16 protein-coding genes and 2 pseudogenes are annotated in these 20076 nt (G+C 72.2%); 12 read left to right on the top strand and 6 right to left on the bottom strand.

The genetic code is table 11. From position 1 onward, the window contains the following. A pseudogene (locus ABD54_RS18575) lies at positions 1-395 on the bottom strand (CAP domain-containing protein); the annotation flags it as partial. Between the two features lie 320 nt (positions 396-715). Here ABD54_RS18575 and recO point away from each other — a divergent pair. The 4 genes from recO to ABD54_RS18555 all read left to right on the top strand — a co-directional run bounded on the left by recO (position 716) and on the right by ABD54_RS18555 (position 3970). Further along, positions 716-1447, top strand: a complete 732-nt coding sequence (gene recO / locus ABD54_RS18570; RefSeq protein ID WP_047870772.1) for a DNA repair protein RecO — start codon at positions 716-718, stop codon at positions 1445-1447. After that, positions 1444-2265, top strand: coding sequence for an isoprenyl transferase (locus ABD54_RS18565; RefSeq protein WP_047870771.1), 822 nt, complete (start codon positions 1444-1446; stop codon positions 2263-2265). The genes recO and ABD54_RS18565 overlap by 4 nt, the downstream gene beginning before the upstream one ends. After that, the gene (locus ABD54_RS18560; RefSeq protein WP_082166887.1) at positions 2265-3062 is read left to right on the top strand and encodes an SGNH/GDSL hydrolase family protein; all 798 of its coding nucleotides are present in this window, start codon (positions 2265-2267) and stop codon (positions 3060-3062) included. Before ABD54_RS18565 ends, ABD54_RS18560 begins: the two co-directional genes overlap by 1 nt. 95 nt (positions 3063-3157) lie before the next feature. Then, on the top strand, positions 3158-3970 hold the full coding sequence (locus ABD54_RS18555) for an SGNH/GDSL hydrolase family protein (protein ID WP_200904140.1): 813 nt from the start codon (positions 3158-3160) through the stop codon (positions 3968-3970). A 92-nt stretch (positions 3971-4062) separates the two neighbouring features. On the opposite strand, the gene ABD54_RS18550 is transcribed toward ABD54_RS18555, so the two are convergent. The 4 genes from ABD54_RS18550 to ABD54_RS18535 all read right to left on the bottom strand — a co-directional run bounded on the left by ABD54_RS18550 (position 4063) and on the right by ABD54_RS18535 (position 6603). After that, a complete protein-coding gene (locus tag ABD54_RS18550) occupies positions 4063-4434 on the bottom strand; it encodes a Fur family transcriptional regulator (protein WP_047870769.1) in 372 nt (123 codons plus the stop codon). Continuing rightward, positions 4431-5333: a metal ABC transporter permease gene (locus tag ABD54_RS18545; RefSeq protein ID WP_047870768.1), complete on the bottom strand. Its 903-nt coding sequence runs from the start codon at positions 5331-5333 to the stop codon at positions 4431-4433. Before ABD54_RS18545 ends, ABD54_RS18550 begins: the two co-directional genes overlap by 4 nt. After that, positions 5326-6159 carry a metal ABC transporter ATP-binding protein gene (locus ABD54_RS18540; protein WP_047870767.1) on the bottom strand — a complete coding sequence of 278 codons (834 nt, stop codon included), beginning with the start codon at positions 6157-6159 and terminating at the stop codon, positions 5326-5328. Before ABD54_RS18540 ends, ABD54_RS18545 begins: the two co-directional genes overlap by 8 nt. 72 nt (positions 6160-6231) lie before the next feature. Next, positions 6232-6603 carry a DUF6703 family protein gene (locus tag ABD54_RS18535; RefSeq protein WP_047870766.1) on the bottom strand — a complete coding sequence of 124 codons (372 nt, stop codon included), beginning with the start codon at positions 6601-6603 and terminating at the stop codon, positions 6232-6234. Positions 6604-6928: 325 nt separating this feature from the next. Between ABD54_RS18535 and ABD54_RS18530 the strand changes: the two genes are divergently transcribed. The 6 genes from ABD54_RS18530 to ABD54_RS18505 all read left to right on the top strand — a co-directional run bounded on the left by ABD54_RS18530 (position 6929) and on the right by ABD54_RS18505 (position 15372). Continuing rightward, positions 6929-10525 carry a CDP-glycerol glycerophosphotransferase family protein gene (locus ABD54_RS18530; RefSeq protein ID WP_047870765.1) on the top strand — a complete coding sequence of 1199 codons (3597 nt, stop codon included), beginning with the start codon at positions 6929-6931 and terminating at the stop codon, positions 10523-10525. A 203-nt stretch (positions 10526-10728) separates the two neighbouring features. Next, entirely contained in the window at positions 10729-11025 is a 297-nt protein-coding gene (locus ABD54_RS18525) for an antibiotic biosynthesis monooxygenase (protein WP_047870773.1), read from the top strand. 242 nt (positions 11026-11267) lie between these two features. Next, positions 11268-12656, top strand: a complete 1389-nt coding sequence (locus ABD54_RS18520; protein ID WP_200904139.1) for a glycine--tRNA ligase — start codon at positions 11268-11270, stop codon at positions 12654-12656. Between the two features lie 126 nt (positions 12657-12782). After that, complete coding sequence (locus ABD54_RS18515; protein ID WP_047870763.1) at positions 12783-13343, top strand: pyridoxamine 5'-phosphate oxidase family protein; 561 nt, start codon at positions 12783-12785, stop codon at positions 13341-13343. Positions 13344-13615: 272 nt separating this feature from the next. Next, on the top strand, positions 13616-13990 hold the full coding sequence (locus ABD54_RS18510; protein ID WP_047870762.1) for a PadR family transcriptional regulator: 375 nt from the start codon (positions 13616-13618) through the stop codon (positions 13988-13990). Then, the gene (locus ABD54_RS18505) at positions 13990-15372 is read left to right on the top strand and encodes a permease prefix domain 1-containing protein (RefSeq protein WP_047870761.1); all 1383 of its coding nucleotides are present in this window, start codon (positions 13990-13992) and stop codon (positions 15370-15372) included. The genes ABD54_RS18510 and ABD54_RS18505 overlap by 1 nt, the downstream gene beginning before the upstream one ends. Positions 15373-15507: 135 nt before the next feature. Here the strand turns inward: ABD54_RS18505 and ABD54_RS18500 are convergent, their stop codons facing one another. Then, on the bottom strand, positions 15508-16314 hold the full coding sequence (locus ABD54_RS18500) for a hemolysin III family protein (protein ID WP_047870760.1): 807 nt from the start codon (positions 16312-16314) through the stop codon (positions 15508-15510). A gap of 420 nt (positions 16315-16734) precedes the next feature. On the opposite strand from ABD54_RS18500, the gene ppdK reads away from it, so the two are divergent. Together ppdK and ABD54_RS18490 are read left to right on the top strand one after the other, a co-directional pair. After that, complete coding sequence (gene ppdK, locus ABD54_RS18495) at positions 16735-19431, top strand: pyruvate, phosphate dikinase (protein ID WP_047870759.1); 2697 nt, start codon at positions 16735-16737, stop codon at positions 19429-19431. 372 nt (positions 19432-19803) lie between these two features. Beyond that, positions 19804-20076, top strand: a pseudogene (locus ABD54_RS18490) (YdcF family protein); the annotation flags it as partial.

The raw sequence follows: 20076 nt of genomic DNA, 5'->3' as shown, positions 1-20076 counted from the left end.
CCGCCACCGCCGCCGGTGTCCTCGTCCCCGTCGTCCTGGGGCACGGAGGAGGCCTGCGCGCTCTGCGGCTCGGCGCCCTCCTCGGAGGGCGCGGGCTCCCGCTCCGGCGCCGCGGTGGGCGAGGCGAAGAAGTCGGCGTCCTCGGAGGCCTCGGGCACGAGCGAGTCGTCGGTGACCGCGGTGCCGAGCCCCTCCTCCCGGGCCTGGCCGTCCGCCGTGTTCTGGAAGGGGTTGAGGCCGGCCTCCGCGCCGGTGAACAGCAGAGCGCCCGCCACGACCAGGCCGACGGGGACCGCGGCCATGGGCACCGCGAGCGGTATCGAGCGCGGTCCGCGCCCGGTACGGCGGTGTCGGTCGGCGCTCTTCCTGCGCCTGCCTCGGCGACCACGCGCCATGGGGCCCTCCTCGGGAAGTGGGACGTCGGGGCACGGGCGCGGCGGGGCGCCGCTCGCGCGGGGTCCGCGCTCCGGGCGGCCCTCGCTCGTGCCCCGCGGGTTTCGGGTGAACCCGTGTCGGGGAGCGCGCGGGATGCGCGCGGCTGCTCCGGGAGAGTGCCGCGGGGGAAGGGCGGCGGGCCCGACGCGGAGCGCCTAGCGCGTGAGAGTAGAGCAAATGTCGCAAAAAGGGAAACCAAACTGTGACAAAGCTGGTCGTAGAGGGGTTGCGTGTTCCACCGTCCGCGTGGACGGTCCGCGGCATCCGCGACAATGGGGTTGTGAGTCTCTACCGCGACGAGGGTGTCGTCCTGCGCAACCAGAAGCTGGGCGAGGCCGACCGCATCATCACCCTCCTGACCCGGCGCACCGGCCTGGTCCGCGCCGTCGGCAAGGGGGTGCGCCGCACCAAGTCCCGCTTCGGCGCCCGCCTGGAGCCGTGCACCCACGTCGACCTCCAGTTGCACGCGGGCCGCACGCTGGACGTGATCACCCAGGCCGAGACCGTGCGCGCCTACGGCGAGGCGGTGGTGGCCGACTACTCCCGCTACACCGCCGCCACCGCGATGCTGGAGACCGCGGAGAAGGTCGTCTCGGTCGAGAAGGACCCGGCGCTGCGCCAGTTCCTCCTGCTCATCGGCGCCCTGCGTACCCTGGGTGAGGGGAGCCACGACTCCCGTCTGGTCCTGGACGCCTACCTGCTGCGCTCGCTCGCCGTCGCCGGGTACGCGCCCTCCCTGGCCGAGTGCGCCCGCTGCGGCAGCCGGGGGGAGCACCGCGCGTTCGCGGTCCACGCCGGGGGTATGGTCTGCACGGTGTGCCGTCCCCACGGCTCAGTGCACCCGTCACAGGACACGCTCCGGCTCATGTCGGCGCTGCTCGGAGGGGACTGGGAGAGCGCGGACGCCAGCGAGGACAGGCAGCGCTCCGAGTGCAGCGGGCTGGTCGCGGCCTACCTACAGTGGCACCTGGAAAACGGAATCCGATCACTGCGCCATGTGGAGCGTTCTTGAGTCTGTTCAGCTTCGACACCGGTAAACGGCGGGAGTACTCCGCGCCCGTTCCGCACCCCAGCGGCGCGCGTCCCCCCGAGCTCCCCGCCCAGCTGGTGCCCCGGCACGTGGCCGTGGTCATGGACGGCAACGGCCGTTGGGCCAAGGAGCGCGGCCTGGCGCGCACCGAGGGGCACAAGGCCGGTGAGGCCTCGCTGTTCGACGTGATCGAGGGCGCCCTGGAGATGGGCGTGGCCAACCTGTCCGCCTACGCCTTCTCCACCGAGAACTGGAAGCGCTCGCCCGACGAGGTGCGCTTCCTCATGGGTTTCAACCGCGACACCATCCGCAGGCGCCGCGACGAGCTGCACGCGCGGGGGGTCCGCGTCAAGTGGGCCGGGCGCGCGGGGCGGCTGTGGAAGAGCGTCATCCGCGAACTCCAGGACGCGGAGGAGATGACCAGGGACAACACCGCGCTCACCCTCCAGTTCTGCGTGAACTACGGCGGCCAGGCCGAGATCGTCGACGCCGCGCGAGAGCTGGCCCGCAGGGCGGCGGCGGGCCTGATCTCCCCGGAGAAGATCACCGAGGACACCCTCGCCCAGCACCTCTACGCCCCCGACGTGCCGCCGGTGGACCTGTTCGTTCGCTCCTCCGGCGAGCAGCGCACGTCCAACTTCCTCCTCTGGCAGTCCGCCTACGCCGAGTTCGTCTTCCTGGACACGCTCTGGCCCGACTTCGACCGCCGCGACCTGTGGCGGGCCTGTGAGATCTACGCCAGCCGGGACCGCCGCTACGGCGGCGCCGTGCCCAACCCCGTGTCGAAGGAGAAGAAGTGATGGCAGGTTCGGACGGTCCGCCGCTCAGGCCGGGCATGTCGCTCGTCTCGGTGGGGGACAGCTTCACCGAGGGCGTGGGCGACCCCTACCCGGAGCCGGGCGCGGGCTTCCGCGGCTGGGCCGACCGGCTCGCCGAGCACCTGGCGGACGACCTGGGCGAGGTCCTGTACGCGAACCTGGCGGTGCGCGGCAAGCTCATGCGCCAGATCGTCACCGACCAGCTCCCGCCCGTCCTGGAGATGGCCCCGGACCTGGTCACCCTGAGCGCGGGAGGCAACGACCTGCTGCGCCCGGGCGGGGACCCCGAACGGATGGCCAGGATCCTGGACCACACGGTGGGCCGCCTGCGCGCCGCGGGGAGCCGGGTCGTGCTCTTCACCGGCGTCAACGTCACCACGGGCTACATGCGCGGCACCATCGGCCTGTTCGCGCGCTACTACATGCACGTGCGCGCCATCGCCGACAAGCACGGCTGCCTCCTGGTGGACCAGTGGCCGATGGAGGTGCTCACCGACCCCCGAGCCTGGGACGATGACCGGCTGCACATGTCCCCCGAGGGGCACCGCCGCCTGGCGCTGCGCGTGGCCGAGGTGCTGGGTGTACCGGTGACGGAGCGCTGGGATGAGCCGTGGCCGCACAGCGAACCGGTCGGCTGGGCCCGCGCGCGCCGGGAGGACCTTACCTGGGTCAGGGAGTCGCTCGGCCCGTGGATCGGCCGCCGCCTGACGGGGCGCTCCTCCGGTGACACCGTCACGGCCAAGCGCCCGGAGCTGTCCCGGATCACCAAGGACCGCTGACCGCCGCCGCCACGGTGTGAGGTGGCTCCCAAAACGCCGGAAACGATCAACCTACTGTCGCGTAACCCTGGCACGGAGTTGGATGATCGGTCATTATGAGCGGCTTTGGGACGAACTTGGTGCACCAGGACATCCTGTCCTACGTCGCCCTCGGTGACAGCTTCACCGAGGGCATGAGCGACCCCTATCCGGACGGCGGCGGCGCGCCCGACGGCCGCTACCGGGGGTGGGCCGATCGTCTGGCCGAACACCTCGCCGACCACGTCGCCGAGGTGCGCTACGCCAACCTCGCGGTCCGCGGCAAGCTCATCGGCCAGATCGCCGAGGAGCAGGTCCCCCGGGCGGTGGAGCTCTCACCGGACCTGATCACGCTGTGCGCGGGCGGCAACGACATCATCCGCCCCGGCAGCGACCCCGACGCCGTGGCCGTCGCCTTCGCCTCGGCGGTGGAGGAACTCAGCCGGACCGGCGCGCGCATCGTGGTCTTCACCGGGTTCGACACCAACTGGCAGCCCGTGATGCGCCACATGCGCGGCCGGATCGCGACGTACAACATGCACCTGCGCGCCATCGCCGACCGCTACGGCTGCGACGTGGTGGACGTGTGGAGCATGCGGGTCCTGGACGACGCCCGCGCCTGGAGCTGGGACCGCCTGCACCTGTCCCCGGAGGGCCACCGCCGTATGGCGCTGCGCGTGGCCGAGGTGCTCGGGGTGCCGGTGGAGGGCGACTGGAAGCAGCCGTGGCCGCCCGCCGACCCCCGCGACTGGCGCTCCGCCCGCCAGGAGGACCTGCACTGGGCGCGCGAGTTCCTGGTGCCGTGGATCGGTCGCCGACTCACCGGCCGGTCCTCGGGGGACAACGTCAACCCCAAGCGCCCCGGCCTGGACCCGTTGCGCCGGGACTGACGCGCCGCGGGGCGCCGTGCGCACGACGCGTCGGCGCTCCGGGCGCGCACCCGCCGGAAGGGAGCGGCCCCGACCGCGCCCGGCCGCCCCGCCTAGGAGCAGTTGGCGCAGGTCCCGAAGACCTCCACGGTGTGCGTCACACCGGTGAAGCCGTGCTGGGCGCCCATCTCGGCGGCCCACTTCTCCACCGTGGGCCCCTCGATCTCCACCGCGGTCGCGCACACCCGGCACACGATGTGGTGGTGGTGGCTCTCGGTGCCGCACGCCCTGTAGACGGCCTCGCCCTCGTCGGTGCGCAGCACGTCCACCTCACCGGAGTCGCTCAGCGCCTGGAGCGCCCGGTAGACGGTGGTCAGGCCGATCTTGGAACCGTCGGCGCGCAGGTCCGCGTACAGGTCCTGGGCGCTGCGGAAACCGTCGGAACCGGTCAGCGCCTCGCGGACCGCTTCGCGTCGTGTACTCATGGTCTCACCCTCCCCCGCTCAGTCTGGGGCATCGTACCGGTCGAACTCCCACCTGCGGGATCGAAGGCCGCCGCGGAGCGGCGCCCCGAGGCGCGGCGCAGCACGCCGCCGACCGCCACGGCCAGGCCGAAGACGGCCAGGGCCAGCAGCACGATCGTCGCGCCGGGGGAGAGTTCGGCGTAGAAGGACGCGGTCAGGCCGCCCACCGAGGACAGCAGTCCGATCAGCACGGCCAGGAGCATGGTCACCCGGAAGCTCCTGGTGAGCTGCTGGGCGGCGGCGACCGGGACGATCATCAGCGCGCTCACCATGAGCACGCCCACCACGCGCATCGCGATCACCACCGTCAGCGCGGCGGTCACGGCCAGCAGCACGCTCAGGAAGCGCACCGGCAGCCCGTGGGCCCGCGCCACCTCCTCGTCCTGGCACAGCACGAACAGCTCGCGGCCGAAGACCGCCACCACCGCGATCACCCCGGCGGCGAGCACGCCCACCACCCACAGGTCGGACTCCTCCACCGTGCTCACCGAGCCGAACAGGTAGGAGACCAGCGTGGCGTTGCTCGCCCCGGGCGTGAGCCCGATGAGCAGTACGCCACCGGCGATGCCGCCGTAGAACAGCAGCGCCAGGGCCACGTCCCCGCTGGTGCGGGCGCGCACCCGCACCAGTTCGATGAGCACGGCGCCCAGCGTGGCCACCACGGCCGCGGTGAGCACCGGGGAGGTGCTGGTGAGCAGGCCCAGCGCCACCCCGGTCAGGGCGACGTGGCCGATCCCGTCCCCCAGCAGGGCCAGGCGCCGCTGGACGAGGTAGGTGCCGATGATCGGGGTGACCAGGCCGACGAGCACCGCCGCGACCAGCGCGCGCCGCATGAACTCGTAGTGGAGCAGCTCAGTCACGGCCGGGTACCTCGAGTCGGATCATCTCCGCGGCCGTGGAGCCCGCGGAGTCGGGGGCGTTGGGGTCGGGGTGGGGGTGCTGGTGCTCGTGTCCTGGCCGGGCGCACGCGCCGGTGGGCGCTGGCGCGGCGCCGTCTTGCACCACGCGGCCCGACTCCAGCACCACGGCGCGCTCGATCACGTTCTCCAGCGGGCCCAGTTCGTGCAGGACCAGGACCACGGTCGCGCCGCGCCCGCGCAGGCGGGCGATGGTCTCGGCCAGCGCGCGCTGGTTCTCGGCGTCCACACCGGCCATGGGCTCGTCCATGACGAAGGTGTCGGGCCGACCGGCCAGGGCGCGGGCGATGAGCACGCGCTGCTGCTGGCCGCCGGAGAGCTCGCGCACCGCGTGGCGGCCCCGGTCGGCCAGCCCGACGGTCTCCAGGGCCTCGTCCACGGCCGCGCGGTCGGCGCGGGTGGGCAGGGACAGGCGGCGGCGCGAGGCGACCTGGCCGGAGGCGACGATCTCGCGGACGGTGGCGGGGACGGCGCCCCCGGCGGTGAGCCGCTGGGGCACGTAGCCGATCCGCCGCCAGGCGCGGAACCGGCGCAGCGGGACGCCGTGCACCAGGACCTCGCCGGAGGTCAGGGGCACGATGCCCAGCATCGAGCGCATCAGGGTGGACTTGCCGGAGCCGTTGGGGCCCAGGACGGCCATCGTCTGGCCCGCGGGCACGTCGAGGCTCACTCCGTCGAGCACGGGGACGCCGTCGTAGGCCACGCGCGCGTCGACGGCCTGGAATGCGGGAGGCGCGTCGCCCGCGACGGCCGTGAACTGGTCAGACACCGTTCCATTATCACGAAAACGAAAATGATTGTCAAAATATGGCGGATTCGTGATCTATTCGGTGCTGTCGTGTCAGTAGCCCAGGATCCGGGCCACCGCCAGCACCAGCACGACCACCACCATGAGCACCCGCGCGGCCCGCGGCTGGCCGCCGAGGGAGGGCCAGGTCAGGAACGCCAGCCACGCGACGAACGCGGCGACCAGCAGCAGGCACACCGCGCCGACCGGGCCGGGCGCCGCCAGCCCCGCGATGAACAGGGCGCCCACGGCCAGCGGCGCCAGCCACCGGGGGCCCTGGTGCAGCCACACGAGGGGCACCGCGCTGCGCTCCTCCACCGCCCTGCGCAGTCCGCCCGCCCTCCTCGCGCGGGGGGAGTCCCCCTCGCGCCGGGGCCGGTCCTGGTCTGGACGCCGCTTCTCGTCACCGTGTTCGGGAGGGGCCATGCTGTCCGTGTCCGCTTCTGGTCCGTGCCGCCGCCGGACAGGCCCTCGCGGGGGCGCGCCCATCCCGAAAGGGGTGGGCGGCGGGCCGCCGGGCCTGTGATACTTGTGTCCTGAACCCTAGTGCAGGACCCCGGTCCGCCGCCGGGCGCGGGCGCTGCTGCGCCGAGCACCCCCTCCCGTCTTCCGCGTGGCGTACAGCCATCGGTACCGTGTTGACCCTGAGTCACAAAATCTACACTCGTAGTCGTCAGTCGTCTGATGTACGCGGTCAGCGCGCCCAGTCGCCCGCGCGGCCCGTCGAACCCTCCGGAGGGTGTCAACTTCCGTGCCCGAAGCCACTGTCATCGTGACGTTCGACGTCACCGAGCCCCACCTGCAGCACTGCCTCGACTCCCTGGCCCGCCAACGCGACGACGGCGGGACCGGCGGGACCCGGGCGGACGCCCAGGTGGTCCTGGTCCCCGTGCGCGACGGCGACCGCCTCCGCGCCGGAGGCGCCGGGACCGCGGACGAGTCCGAGAGAACCGACGCCGACGACGGAGGCCACGACGACGCCGCAGAGGGCGCCGGGGCCGACGCCCACGGGGAGGAGAACGAGCAGGGGGACGAGGCCGTCGAACCCGCCCGCGAGGACGCGCTCGCCCTGGCCGCCGCGTTCGCCGCCGCGCACGGCACCCACCTGCTCTTCCTGGAGGGCTCCGACGCCCTCACCGGCTACGCCCTGGCCTACCTCCTGCGCAGCGCGGGCGACACCCGCTCGGACCTGGTCGTCGGCAACGTGTACAGGTTCGACGAACTGGGCGCCTCCCCCTCCAAGGCGCACCGCAGGTACTGCGGCAGGCACCGCATGGCCGAGGACCCCCGAGCCGTTCCCGGACTCGCCGCCGACGCCACCCTGGGCAACAAGCTCTGGCGCCGGGAGTTCTGGAACTCCCTGACCGACCACTCCCTGGACCCCGAGGACGCGGACCTGGGCCTGCGCCGGGCCGTCCTGTCCGCGGAGACCGTGGACACCCTGCCCGGCCCCGTCCTGCTCATGCGCCGGCGCGAGGCCGCCCGCCCGCCCCTGGACAAGGCCGCGCTCACCCGGCGCCTCACCGCCATGGGCGACCTCGCCGCCGGCCTCGTCAGCGCCGACCGGGAACTGTGGGACCGCACCCTGCTCGGCGGCGAGCTGCACCAGCTCCTGCTGCGCTTGGACGACGCCGACGAGGAGGCCCGCGAGGCCGCCGTCGAACTGCTCAACGCCTACCTCGACCACGTGCCCGCGCGCCTCCTGCGCGGCCTCAACGTGCTCGACCGCCTCCTGTACCACCTGGTGCGCAGACGGCGCACGGCCGACGTCCTGGAGGTCGCGACCTTCGCCAAGAGCGTCGAGATCAAGAAGGCCACCGTCGTGCGGCGCGGCCTGGGCTACTACGTCCGCTACCCCTTCTTCGAGTCTCAGGACCCCGACCGGGCGGTGCCGCGCGAGGTGTACCGGCTCGGCGAGGACATCCGGGTCCGCCAGAAGACCGAGGACGTCCGCTGGTCGAACGGGCGCCTGCACGTCAGCGGCCGCGTCGGCATCCGCCACCTGCGCGCCCGCAGACGCTGGCAGCAGCACCTGGCGGCCTTCGCGGTCAACACCTCCACCCGCCGCCGCGTCCGCGTGCCCGTGCGTGTGCGGCTCGCCGCCGAGTACCGCCTCCCCGACGTCATCGACGCCGCCCGCCACGACCACGGGGGCTTCACCGTCATCGTCGACCCCCGCAAGCTGCGCTCCTCCGGCGGATGGGAGCCCGGCGACTGGAAACTTGAGCTGGTCGTCCTCAACCGCGGGATCACCCGCCGCAGGATCGTCGCCAACCCCGTCCCCGGCCCGCCCGAGCGCCCGGGCTACCACCGCGTGGAGGGGGACGTGTGGGTGCGCCCGCACTGGAGCAAGGACCGCCACCTTCTGATCAGCGTCGAACCGGCCCGCGCGCGCGTGGCCGAGCACCGCTTCGACGCCCGCACCGGTGTGCTGGAGCTGGAGGGAGAACTGGTGTCCGCACCCGCGGCCGAGGCCACCGGGCTGCGCCTGACCCGCCGCCCCGGCACCGCCGCGCTCACCTACCCGGCCACCGTCCACGGCGGCCGCGTCACCGCCCGCGTGCGAGCCGGCGAGCTCTTCGACCGCGGCGTCACCGAGTGCGGCGGCGTGATCCGCCAGGAGGAGTGGGACGTCCACCTGGTGACCCCGGACGGGCGGGCCGTCGCCCTGATCCTGCCCGACGAGACGGACACCGCCGCCTACGCGGCCGAGGACGGCCACCGGGAGCTGGCCGTCCTGCGCACCGCGACCGGTCACCTCAAGCTGCGCGCGGGGCACGCCCGGCCCGTGGTCGACCGAGCCCGCTGGCAGGGTCGCGCCCTGATGCTGGAGGGGGAGTTCTCCGCCGACGCCGGCCTGGAGCTGGTCGCCCGGGCGCGCGGCCGCGACGAGGAGCACCCGCTGCGGGTGGAGCGCTCCGGCAGCCGCTTCACGGCCCGCTTCGCCCCCGCCGACGTCCCCACCCTGTCCGGCGAGCTGTCCCTGCCCGCTGGCGCCTACCAGTTGTGGGGCCGGGTCGGCGACGCCGCCTTGGACGGCGCCGCCGCGAAGGACGTGGGCGTGGAGTTCTCCGACGCGCTCATCCCCGACCTGCCGCTGGAGATGCAGACCGGCGAGCGCTCCTACACCCTGTCCTGCCAGGGCCGCGGTGCGCCCGTGCTCCAGGTGGGCAGCGACCTGCGCCCCGCCGAGCGCGGCGCCTTCGCCCAGCGCGAGCTGCGCGAGCGCCACTACTCGGCCCGTCGCCGCGAGCCCGTCGCCGAGGGCGTGCTCTTCGACAGCTACACCGGCCGCCAGTACTCCGACAGCCCGCAGAGCGTCTACGCGGAGCTGCGGGGGAGGGCGCGCTGGGAGCGGTACCCGATGTCGTGGCTGGTCGCCGACGGCCAGGTGCGCCTGCCCGACGACCTGACCGCCGTGCGGCACCGGGGACGGGAGTACTACGAGGCGCTGGCCCGCACCCGCTACCTGGTCACCAACTCCCGCCAGCCCCCGTGGTTCCACCGCCACCCCGACCAAGTGGTCGTGCAGACCTGGCACGGCTCGATGCTCAAGCGGATCGGCTTCGACGTCGAGAACATCCGCGGCAAGTCGCGCGACTACTTCGACAAGCTCGCCTGGGAGACCGCGCAGTGGGACTACCTGGTCTCGCCGAGCCCGTGGGCGACCCCGATCCTGCGCAGCGCCTTCCGGTTCGAGGGCGAGGTGCTGGAGACCGGCTACCCGCGCAACGACGTCTTCTTCGCCCCCGACCGCGAGGCCGTCGCCGAGCGCACCCGGCGAAGGCTCGGCCTGCCCGAGGGCAGGAAGGTGGTGCTGTACGCGCCGACCTGGCGCGACGACAAGTACTACACGCGCGGCAGGCACAAGCTGGACCTGCACCTGGACCTGCGCCGGATGTACGACAAGCTCGGCGACGACCACGTGCTGCTGGTTCGCAGGCACCCGCGCGTGGTGGACAGCGTGCCGATCGTGGGCAGGGACTTCGTCCACGACGTGTCCCTCTACCCGGAGATCATGGAGCTCTTCCTCATCACCGACGTGCTCGTGACGGACTACTCGTCGATGATGTTCGACTTCGCCAACACCGGGCGGCCGATGCTCTTCTTCACCTACGACCTGGAGAGCTACCGGGACAACCTGCGCGGGTTCTACTTCGACTTCGAGGAGACCGCGCCGGGCCCGCTGCTGACCGAGTCCGACCAGGTCGTCGAGGCCCTGCTGGACATCGACGAGGTGGCCCGGCGCAGCGGGGACGCCTACCGCTCGTTCGTGGAGCGCTTCTGCCCCCTCGACGACGGCCGCGCCGCGGCCCGCGTCGTTGACCGGGTCTTCGGCCGGGGGTGATCCGGAACCCGCGTCCCGGGGGCCCGCGTCCCTCGGGACGGGGGCTCGCGCCTCCGGTGACGACGGCACGGCCTCCGGGGCCGCGCCCCGGGGGCCTTCGGGCTCCTCCGGGTTCCGCGCCCCGGGAGGGAGGGCCGCCCGGAGCGGGACCCGCGCCTGTGGACGACCGTCCGGCGGCCTCCCGGGTGGGCCACAATGGGACCGTGATCGTCATCACCCGCTACTCCGTGCCCGAGGCCGACACCGCGGCCTTCCAGAACGACGCCGCCGCCGCGATCGAGGTGCTCTCCCGCCGACCCGGCTTCCGCGGCCACCGGGTGGGCCGCGCCGCGGACGACCCCCGCCTGTGGACCGTGGTCACCGAGTGGGACGGCGCCGGCTTCTACCGCAGGGCCCTGTCCGACTTCGACGTCAAGGTCAACGCCGTGCCGCTGCTCTCCCGCGCCATCGACGAACCCACCGCGTTCGAACTCGTGACCGGGGGTGAGGCCCCGGCCTGAGCCCTCCGGCCGGTTTCCGCGCGCCCGGGGACGGTTTCGGCTCCTGCGGCGCCGGTCCGCGCACCTCCGACGGAGGCCGCCGTGCCCGTAAAACGTGCGTGGCCGCACCCCCCGGTGCTCTAGCCTGGACGGACGCGGTCGTCGCTGTTGCCGCTCCCTGGTTTCGGCGGCGCCGCGTTTCCACACCAACCGATGTATCGCGCACGCGATCCACCGACACCCAGCCGGATGGAGAGTTCCCCATGGCCGCCAAGTCAGAGGCAATGGACGCACTGGTCAACCTCGCCAAGCGCCGAGGTCTGGTCTACCCCTCCAGCGAGATCTACGGGGGTCTGCGCGCCGCCTGGGACTACGGCCCCCTCGGCGTCGAGCTCAAGAACAACGTCAAGCGCCAGTGGTGGCGCTCCATGGTGCAGGAGCGCGATGACATCGTCGGCCTGGACTCCAGCGTCATCCTGGCCCGCGAGGTCTGGGAGGCCTCCGGCCACGTGACGGCCTTCGTCGACCCGCTCACCGAGTGCCAGTCCTGCCACAAGCGCTTCCGGGCGGACCACCTCGTCGAGGCATACGAGGAGAAGCACGGCCGCGAGCCCGCCGAGGGCCTGGCCGCCATCGCCTGCCCCAACTGCGGCGCCAAGGACTCCTTCACCGAGCCGCGCATGTTCAACGGCCTGCTGCGCACCTACCTGGGCCCGGTCCAGGACGAGAAGGGCCTGGCCTACCTGCGCCCGGAGACCGCCCAGGGCATCTTCATCAACTACAAGAACGTCGAGCAGAGCGCGCGCCGCAAGGTGCCCTTCGGCATCGGCCAGATCGGCAAGTCGTTCCGCAACGAGATCACCCCGGGCAACTTCATCTTCCGGACCCGCGAGTTCGAGCAGATGGAGATGGAGTTCTTCGTCAAGCCCGGCAGCGACGAGGAGTGGCACCAGCACTGGATCGACGTCCGCCACCAGTGGTACGTCGACCTGGGCATCGCCAAGGACAACCTGCGCCTGTACGAGCACCCGCAGGAGAAGCTGTCCCACTACTCCAAGCGCACCGTCGACATCGAGTACCGCTTCAACTTCCAGGGCTCGGAGTGGGGCGAGCTGGAGGGCATCGCCAACCGCACCGACTACGACCTGCGGACCCACGCCGAGGCCTCGGGCGTCGACCTGTCCTACTTCGACCAGGAGAGCAACGAGCGCTACATCCCCTACGTCATCGAGCCCGCCGCCGGTGTCGACCGGGCGGTGCTCACGTTCATGCTGGACGCCTACAACGTGGACGAGGCGCCCAACGCCAAGGGCAAGCTGGAGAAGCGCGCGGTCATGCGCCTGGACCCGCGCCTGGCCCCGGTCAAGGCCGCGGTGCTGCCGCTGTCGCGCAACGCCGACCTCTCGCCCAAGGCCCGCGACCTGGCCGCCAGGCTGCGCAAGCGCTGGAACGTGGAGTTCGACGACGCCGGGGCGATCGGCCGCCGCTACCGGCGCCAGGACGAGATCGGCACTCCGTTCTGCGTGACGGTGGACTTCGACACCCTGGAGGACGACGCGGTGACCGTGCGCGAGCGCGACACCATGTCCCAGGAGCGCGTGTCCCTGGACCGCGTGGAGACCTACCTGTTCGAGCGCCTGCCCGGCTGCTAGCCACCGGAACGGCCAGGGCCGTCCGTCCCCGACCGGGGCGGGCGGCCCCCGTGCTTTCGCGGGGCCCGGACCCCGCGGCCGGGGCGGGCCGGAGCGCGGAACCGGTCGTGTGGAAAGCTTGCCGCCATGGGAAAGATCCACGACTCCATCGATGACCGGCTCGCGCGCTTCCTCCTCGCCCAACCGGTCTTCTTCGTCGGGACCGCACCGCTCGCCGGGGACGGGCACGTCAACGTCTCACCCAAGGGGATGCGCGGGACGTTCGCCGTGCTCGGTGAGCACCGGGTGGCCTACCTCGACTACACCGGTTCCGGTGTCGAGACCGTCGCCCATCTGCGGGAGAACGGCCGGATCGTGCTGATGTTCTGCGCCTTCGACGGACCGCCGAACATCGTCCGCCTCCACGGCACCGGCCGGGCCGTGCTCCCCGAGGAACCGGGGTTCGACGAGCTGCGCGCCCGCTTCCCCAAGGACCGCACCCTGGGCCAGCGCGCGGTCATCGTGGTCGACGTCCGGCGCGTCTCCGACTCCTGCGGGTTCTCCGTGCCCCTGATGGACCTGCGAGGCGACCGGGACCTGCTGGACCGCCACCACGAGCGCCGTGACCCGACGTACTTCGATGACTATCGGCTCACCCGCAACTCCGCCAGCGTCGACGGCCTGCCGGGCCTTCCGCCGACCGCCTGAGGGGCGGGACCGGGGCTGAGGGCACGGCGAGACGGCCGGACCCGGGGGGAGTGGTTTCCGGCCGCCTCTTCGGCCCCGGGCCGCACACGGCCGCGGGATCCGGTTCTCAACCTAGCGGTAGGGGGTGCGCGTTACGCGGTCGTTTGGTGTGCCTTGTCCTGTCGCGTGAGCGAATCGTGACACCGGCGGAGGCCGAAATCGATACCTCGTTCTTCTATGCCTAGTTCTGCTAGGGTAATGGCCCCTAGCAGAACTAGGCATAGGAAGTGCGCGTGCACATCGACAAGGACCTGGTCGCGGCGTCGGCCACACCGCTCGTCCTGGGCATCCTGGCCGAGGGCGAGTCCTACGGATACGCCATCGTCAAACGCGTCAAGGAGCTCTCCGGCGGTCGGATGCAGTGGACCGACGGCATGCTCTATCCCCTGCTGCACCGCCTGGAGCGCAACGGCTACGTCCGGGCGTCCTGGGGCGCGTCCGAGACGGGGCGGCGCCGCAAGCACTACGCGATCACGGAGGCCGGGCTGGAGACGCTGGCCGAGCGGCAGAAGCAGTGGGGGGTCGTCGCCGACGCCCTCCAACAGGTGTGGCAGGCCGCGTCGCGGCCCCCGGTCCTCGGGGACGCCGCCGCAGGGGGGATCGCCTGATGAGCGGGACCGCACGCGGTGAGGTCCTGGAGGAGCAGATCGGCCAGTGGCGCGGCTTCGTGCGCCGCCGCCGGACAATCTCCCCCTCCGAAGTCGAGGAGATGGAGGACCATCTGCGCGAGCAGATCGCCGACCTGGGGGCGAGCGGCCTGGACGACGAGGAGGCCTTCCTCGTCGCGGTCCGGCGCATGGGCAACCTGGACGAGGTTTCGCGGGAGTTCGCGCGCGAGCACTCCCACCGGCTCTGGAAACAGCTGGTCCTCGTCCCCGAGGCCGGGGACGGGGCGGACGGACTCGCGCGCTGGCGCGATCTCGGCGCGGTGCTCGCGTTCGCGCTCGGCGCGGGACTGGCGGTCAAGCTCCTGTTCACAGCGGTCGACGACGAGTTCGCGCAGTTGCGCAACGTCGCCTTCGTGGTGCTCCCGTTCCTGGCGGGGTGGTTCGCCTGGAAGCGGCGGGCCTCGCGGCGTGTGTGCGCGGCGCTGGCCGCCGTCGCGGCGGTACCGGCCCTGGCCGTGAACCTCTACCCGTTCGAGGCGGCCCACGGGCCGCTCGCGGGCCCCGGCATGACCGCCGTGCTCGCGTTCACGCACGCTCCGGTCCTGCTGTGGCTGCTCGTGGGCGTCCTGCACACGGGCGGGCACTGGCGCTCCCACGACCGGCGCATGGACTTCGTGCGGTTCATGGGCGAACTGGTGATGTACCTGGCGCTGATCGTGCTGGGTTCCGCGGTCCTGGTCGGCCTCACCTTCGGGGTGCTCTCCCTGGTGGAGGTCGACCTGGAACCGTTCATGGAGGACTGGCTGCTGCCGTTCGGTGTGCCCGGCGCGCTCCTGGTGGCCGCGTGGCTGGTGGAGGCCAAGAAGAGCGTGGTGGAGAACATCGCGCCCGTCCTCACCCGGGTCTTCACGCCGCTGGCGCTCCTGATGCTGCTCGCGGACCTGGTGGCGCTCCTGGTGAACGGTCCGCTGACCACGGTGGACCGCGAACTGCTCATCATCATGGACGCCGTTCTGGTGCTGGTCCTGTTCCTGCTGCTGTACTCGGTCTCCGCCCGCGCCCCGCTGTCCCCGCCGGGCGTGTTCGACTGGCTCCAGCTCGCGCTGGTCGGGGCGGCGCTCGCGGTGGACGCCGTCGCGCTGACGGCGATGCTGACCCGCATCGCCGAGTTCGGGTTCACCGCCAACAAGACCGCCGCGCTCGGCCTCAACCTCGTGCTGCTGGTGCACCTGGCGTGGTCGGCGCGGCTGATGGCGGGTTTCGTGCGGGGCGCCCGCCCGTTCGCCGCGATCGAACGGTGGCAGACGGCCTACCTGCCGGTCTACGCGTTCTGGGCGGCTCTGGTCGTGGTGGTGTTCCCGCCGGTGTTCGGCTTCGCCTGAACCGGGCGGCGGCCGCGCCCCCGCGCTGATCCGGCTTCCTCCCGGAAGGGGCCCGGAACAACGCGGGGGCGCGGCCTGTCCTTCGATCCGCCGTGCGGACCGCGAACGGCGCCCCCGGTCGCGGTGCCCGTTCCTTCAGCCCGTGGTGTAGACCACGAAGGACACCGCGACATAGTGGCAGACGAACGCCGCGATGGTCAGCGAATGGAAGATCTCGTGGAAGCCGAACCAGCGCGGCGCCGGGTCGGGCCACTTGAGCCCGTAGACCACCGCGCCGACGCTGTAGAGCACCCCGCCCACCAGGATGAGGATCCACGTCGCCGGGTGGGTGCCGCCGATCAACTGGGGGATGAACAGCACCGCCACCCAGCCGATGGCCAGGTACAGCGCGGTGGACAGCCAGCGCGGCGCGTTGAGCCACAGCATCTTGAAGCCGACCCCGGCGATCGCCCCGCCCCAGATCAGCGCGAGCATGGCGGTGCGCAGCGCGCCTTCGAGCACGAGCAGCACGAACGGCGTGTAGGTTCCCGCGATGATCAGGTAGATGTTGGAGTGGTCCATGCGGCGCAGCACCTTCTGCGCGCGCGGCGACCAGCGCCCCACGTGGTAGACCGCCGAGGTGGCGAAGAGCATCACCGCGCTGAGCGCGTACACGGCGCTGGCGATCATGGCGGGCACGGTGGGGGACAGGGACACCAGGACGATGCCCGCCGCCAGGGCGAGCGGAGCCGTCCCCAGGTGCAGCCAGCCGCGCAGCCGCGGTTTGACCGCCTCCAGCAGCTCCTCGGCAGCCGCCGCGGCCCTCTCGGGCACGGAGGCGTCCGAGGGCGTACCGGGCCCCGGTTCGCGTCCGTTTTCGCGCGGGGCTCCGCGGTCCTTCCGGTCGGTCTCCGTGCGCCCGGTAGCCCGCGCCTGTTCCTCCGACACGCTGCACTCCTCCATCCCGCGGTCCGCCCCGCTGCGGGCCCAACCGAAGCCTAACCTACGGCTCCGTAGGTTACTGATGGGTATTCCTGTGTTTCGCGGCACAGGCATTCTCCCGTGGCGGGTGTGACGCAGGATTGGTCGTGTGTGCTCCCGGGGTGGAGTTTGCGGGGGTTGCGGGGCTTCGGGTCGCATCGCCAACTCCGTGAAATGCGGGTTCGTCTTCGTCGGCGGCTCCGTTCGCCGGATCGGGCTGTTCGGCGGCTTCTTTTTTGCTGAACCATTGGTATAGACCTCTTTAATAGCCCTGAACTGGGAATATGTCGAAAATAGGGAGTTCATGGGCGAGTGATGATGCGGAGTGTGGATAGAGTCGCGCCCATCCGGGCGCAGGCGCCGACCCAGCGCTGCGCCGTCGAGAAGCGAGGGAGCACCCCCGTGGCCAAGTACGTCTACACGTTCACCGAGGGCAACAAGGACCTGAAGGAGCTCCTCGGCGGCAAGGGGGCCAACCTCGCCGAGATGACCAACCTCGGCCTGCCCGTTCCCCCCGGGTTCACCGTCACGACCGAGGCGTGCCGCCACTACCTCTCCCACGGCAGCATGCCCGCCGGACTCGACGCCGAGATCGAGGCCAACCTCCAGGAGCTGGAGAAGGCCATGGGGCGTCGCCTGGGCCAGGCCGACGACCCGCTCCTGGTGAGCGTGCGCTCGGGTGCCAGGTTCTCCATGCCCGGCATGATGGAGACCGTCCTCAACATCGGCCTCAACGACGAGTCCGTCGCGGGCCTGGCCGTCCGGGGCGGCGACGAGCGCTTCGCCTGGGACTCCTACCGGCGCCTGATCCAGATGTTCGGCAAGACCGTGCAGGGCATCGACGGCGAGCTCTTCGAGGACGCCATCGAGGAGGTCAAGGCCGCCAAGGGCGTCACCAGCGACCTGGACCTGGACGCCGCCGACCTGCGCATGCTCGTGGACCGCTTCAAGGAGGTCGTGCGCGAGCGGACCGGCGGCCCCTTCCCGAGCGACCCCCGCGAACAGATGGTGCTCGCGGTCCGGGCGGTCTTCGACTCCTGGAACGCCCCCCGCGCCGTCCTCTACCGCCGCCAGGAGCGCATTCCCGCAGACCTCGGCACGGCCGTCAACGTCTGCGCCATGGTCTTCGGCAACCTCGGCATGGACTCGGGCACCGGCGTCGCCTTCACCCGCGACCCGGCCACCGGCCAGCCCGGCGTCTACGGCGACTACCTCCAGAACGCCCAGGGCGAGGACGTGGTGGCCGGGATCCGCAACACCGTCCCCCTCGCCGACCTGGAGCGGATCGACGCCCCCAGCTACGGGGAGCTGATGGGCATCATGGACACCCTGGAGAACCACTACCGCGACCTGTGCGACATCGAGTTCACCATCGAGCGCGGCAGGCTGTGGATGCTCCAGACCCGGGTGGGCAAGCGCACGGCCGCCGCCGCGTTCCGCATCGCCGACCAGCTCGTGGACCAGGGCGTGATCACCCTGGACGAAGCGGTCCAGCGGGTCACCGGCGACCAGCTCGCCCAGCTGATGTTCCCCCGCTTCGACGAGGAGGCGCTCTGCGGAGCGGACGCCCACCGCCTCGGCCGCGGCATGAACGCCTCACCCGGCGCCGCCGTCGGCAAGGCCGTCTTCGACTCCTACACCGCCGTCAAGTGGTCCCGCAGCGGCGAGAGGGTCATCCTGTGCCGCCGCGAGACCAACCCCGACGACTTGGAGGGCATGATCGCCGCCGAGGGCATCCTCACCAGCCGCGGCGGCAAGACCTCGCACGCCGCCGTGGTCGCCCGCGGCATGGGCAAGACCTGCGTGTGCGGCGCGGAGGAGCTCGACATCGACACCAAGAACCGGCGCATGACCGCGCCCGGCGGCGAGGTGGTCGAGGAGGGCGACGTCATCTCCATCGACGGCACCAGCGGCGAGGTCCTCCTCGGCGAGGTCCCCGTGGTGGACTCGCCCGTAGTGCGCTACTTCGAGGGCGAGATCGACCCCGCCTCGGACGAGGCCGACGACCTCGTGCGCTCGGTTGACCGCCTCATGCACTACGTGGACGCCGCCCGCCGCATGCGCGTGCGCGCCAACGCCGACACCGCCGAGGACGCCGCCCGGGCCCGCCGCATGGGTGCGCAGGGGATCGGCCTGTGCCGGACCGAGCACATGTTCCTCGGCGACCGCCGCCAGCTCGTGGAGCGGCTCATCCTCGCCGACACCGGGGAGGAGCAGGAACAGGCCCTCGACGCGCTGCTGCCGTTCCAGCGCGAGGACTTCGGCGGCATCCTGGAGGCCATGGACGGCCTGCCGGTGACCGTGCGCCTGCTGGACCCGCCGCTGCACGAGTTCCTGCCCGACATCACCGAGCTTTCGGTGCGCGTGGCCGTCGCCGAGGCGCGCGGGGAGAGCCACGAGAACGACCTGCGGCTGCTCCAGGCGGTGCACAAGCTGCACGAGCAGAACCCGATGCTGGGCCTGCGCGGCGTGCGCCTGGGCCTGGTGGTGCCGGGGCTGTTCACCATGCAGGTGCGGGCCATCGCCCAGGCCGCCGTCGACCGGATCGCGGCGGGCGGGCGCCCCCGCCCCGAGATCATGATCCCGCTGGTGGGCACGGTGCAGGAACTGGAGATCATCCGCGAGGACGCGCTGCGTGTACTGCGCGAGGTGGGACGGGAGAGCGGAGTCGAACTCGACTTCCCCGTCGGCACGATGATCGAGCTGCCCCGCGCCGCGCTGACCGCCGGGCAGATCGCCGAGAACGCTGAGTTCTTCTCCTTCGGCACCAACGACCTCACCCAGACGGTCTGGGGCTTCTCGCGCGACGACGTGGAGGCGTCCTTCTTCTCCGCCTACCTGGAGAAGGGCGTGTTCGGTGTCTCGCCGTTCGAGTCCCTGGACGTGGACGGCGTGGGCCGCCTCGTGCGCATCGCGGCGGAGGAGGGGCGCGCCGCCCGTCCGGGCATCAAGCTCGGGGTGTGCGGCGAGCACGGCGGCGACCCCGCCTCGGTGCACTTCTTCCACCGCGTGGGCCTGGACTACGTCTCCTGCTCCCCGTTCCGGGTACCCGTCGCCCGCCTGGAGGCGGGTCGGGCCGCCGGACGCACCGCGCACTGACCGAGCCGGGGACGCACGCGGGTGCGGCGGTCCCGGAGGACCGCCGCACCCGCTTCTCCTCCACCGCGCCGAGGCGCCGGAAGCCCCTGCCCGGAGGGGGAACGGCACCTCCCCGACGCCCTAGACTCGTCCCGGTCAGCCGCACGCGCGGGAATGCGCTGTGATCTGTTCGTGATGTATTCTGGCCGCCAGCCGGGCCACCACTTCCCCGCCCGCCTCCCCGTGTCCGCGAAACCGCCTACGGGGTGCGCTGACACCACCCTCCGCCACGGTCCTCTCACGGGCCGAACCGCTCAGAACCAGCGGTGGGCGGAGGCCGTCCCAGTGGGGGTGACACGCCCCCCCGACCAGAGAATGCGCGGAGGTGAGCCGGTGCGAACGGCGAACGACGGCCGCGGCGACGAGCCGTGGAACGACCCGACCACCGCCCCCTCGTCCGACGACGAGGCCACCCAGGTCTTCTCCCGGGAGGCCCACGTCCCGGCCTCCTCCGGCGCCGAGGGCGCCAGCGCGTTCTCCGCCGACGATGCCACCCGCGCGTTCTCCCCCGACGACGAGACCACGAGGGAGTTCCGGCGCGACGAGGTCCTGGCGCCCGGCGCGACCGCCCCGCGGGGCGTGTCCGCCGACCGCCCGGCGGCCGAA

The sequence above is a fragment of the Nocardiopsis sp. RV163 genome (assembly GCF_001029525.1).
Classification (GTDB): Bacteria; Actinomycetota; Actinomycetes; order Streptosporangiales; family Streptosporangiaceae; genus Nocardiopsis; species Nocardiopsis dassonvillei.
Note: the sequence above shows the minus strand (reverse complement) of the source record. Positions and strands in the feature narration are given on the sequence as shown.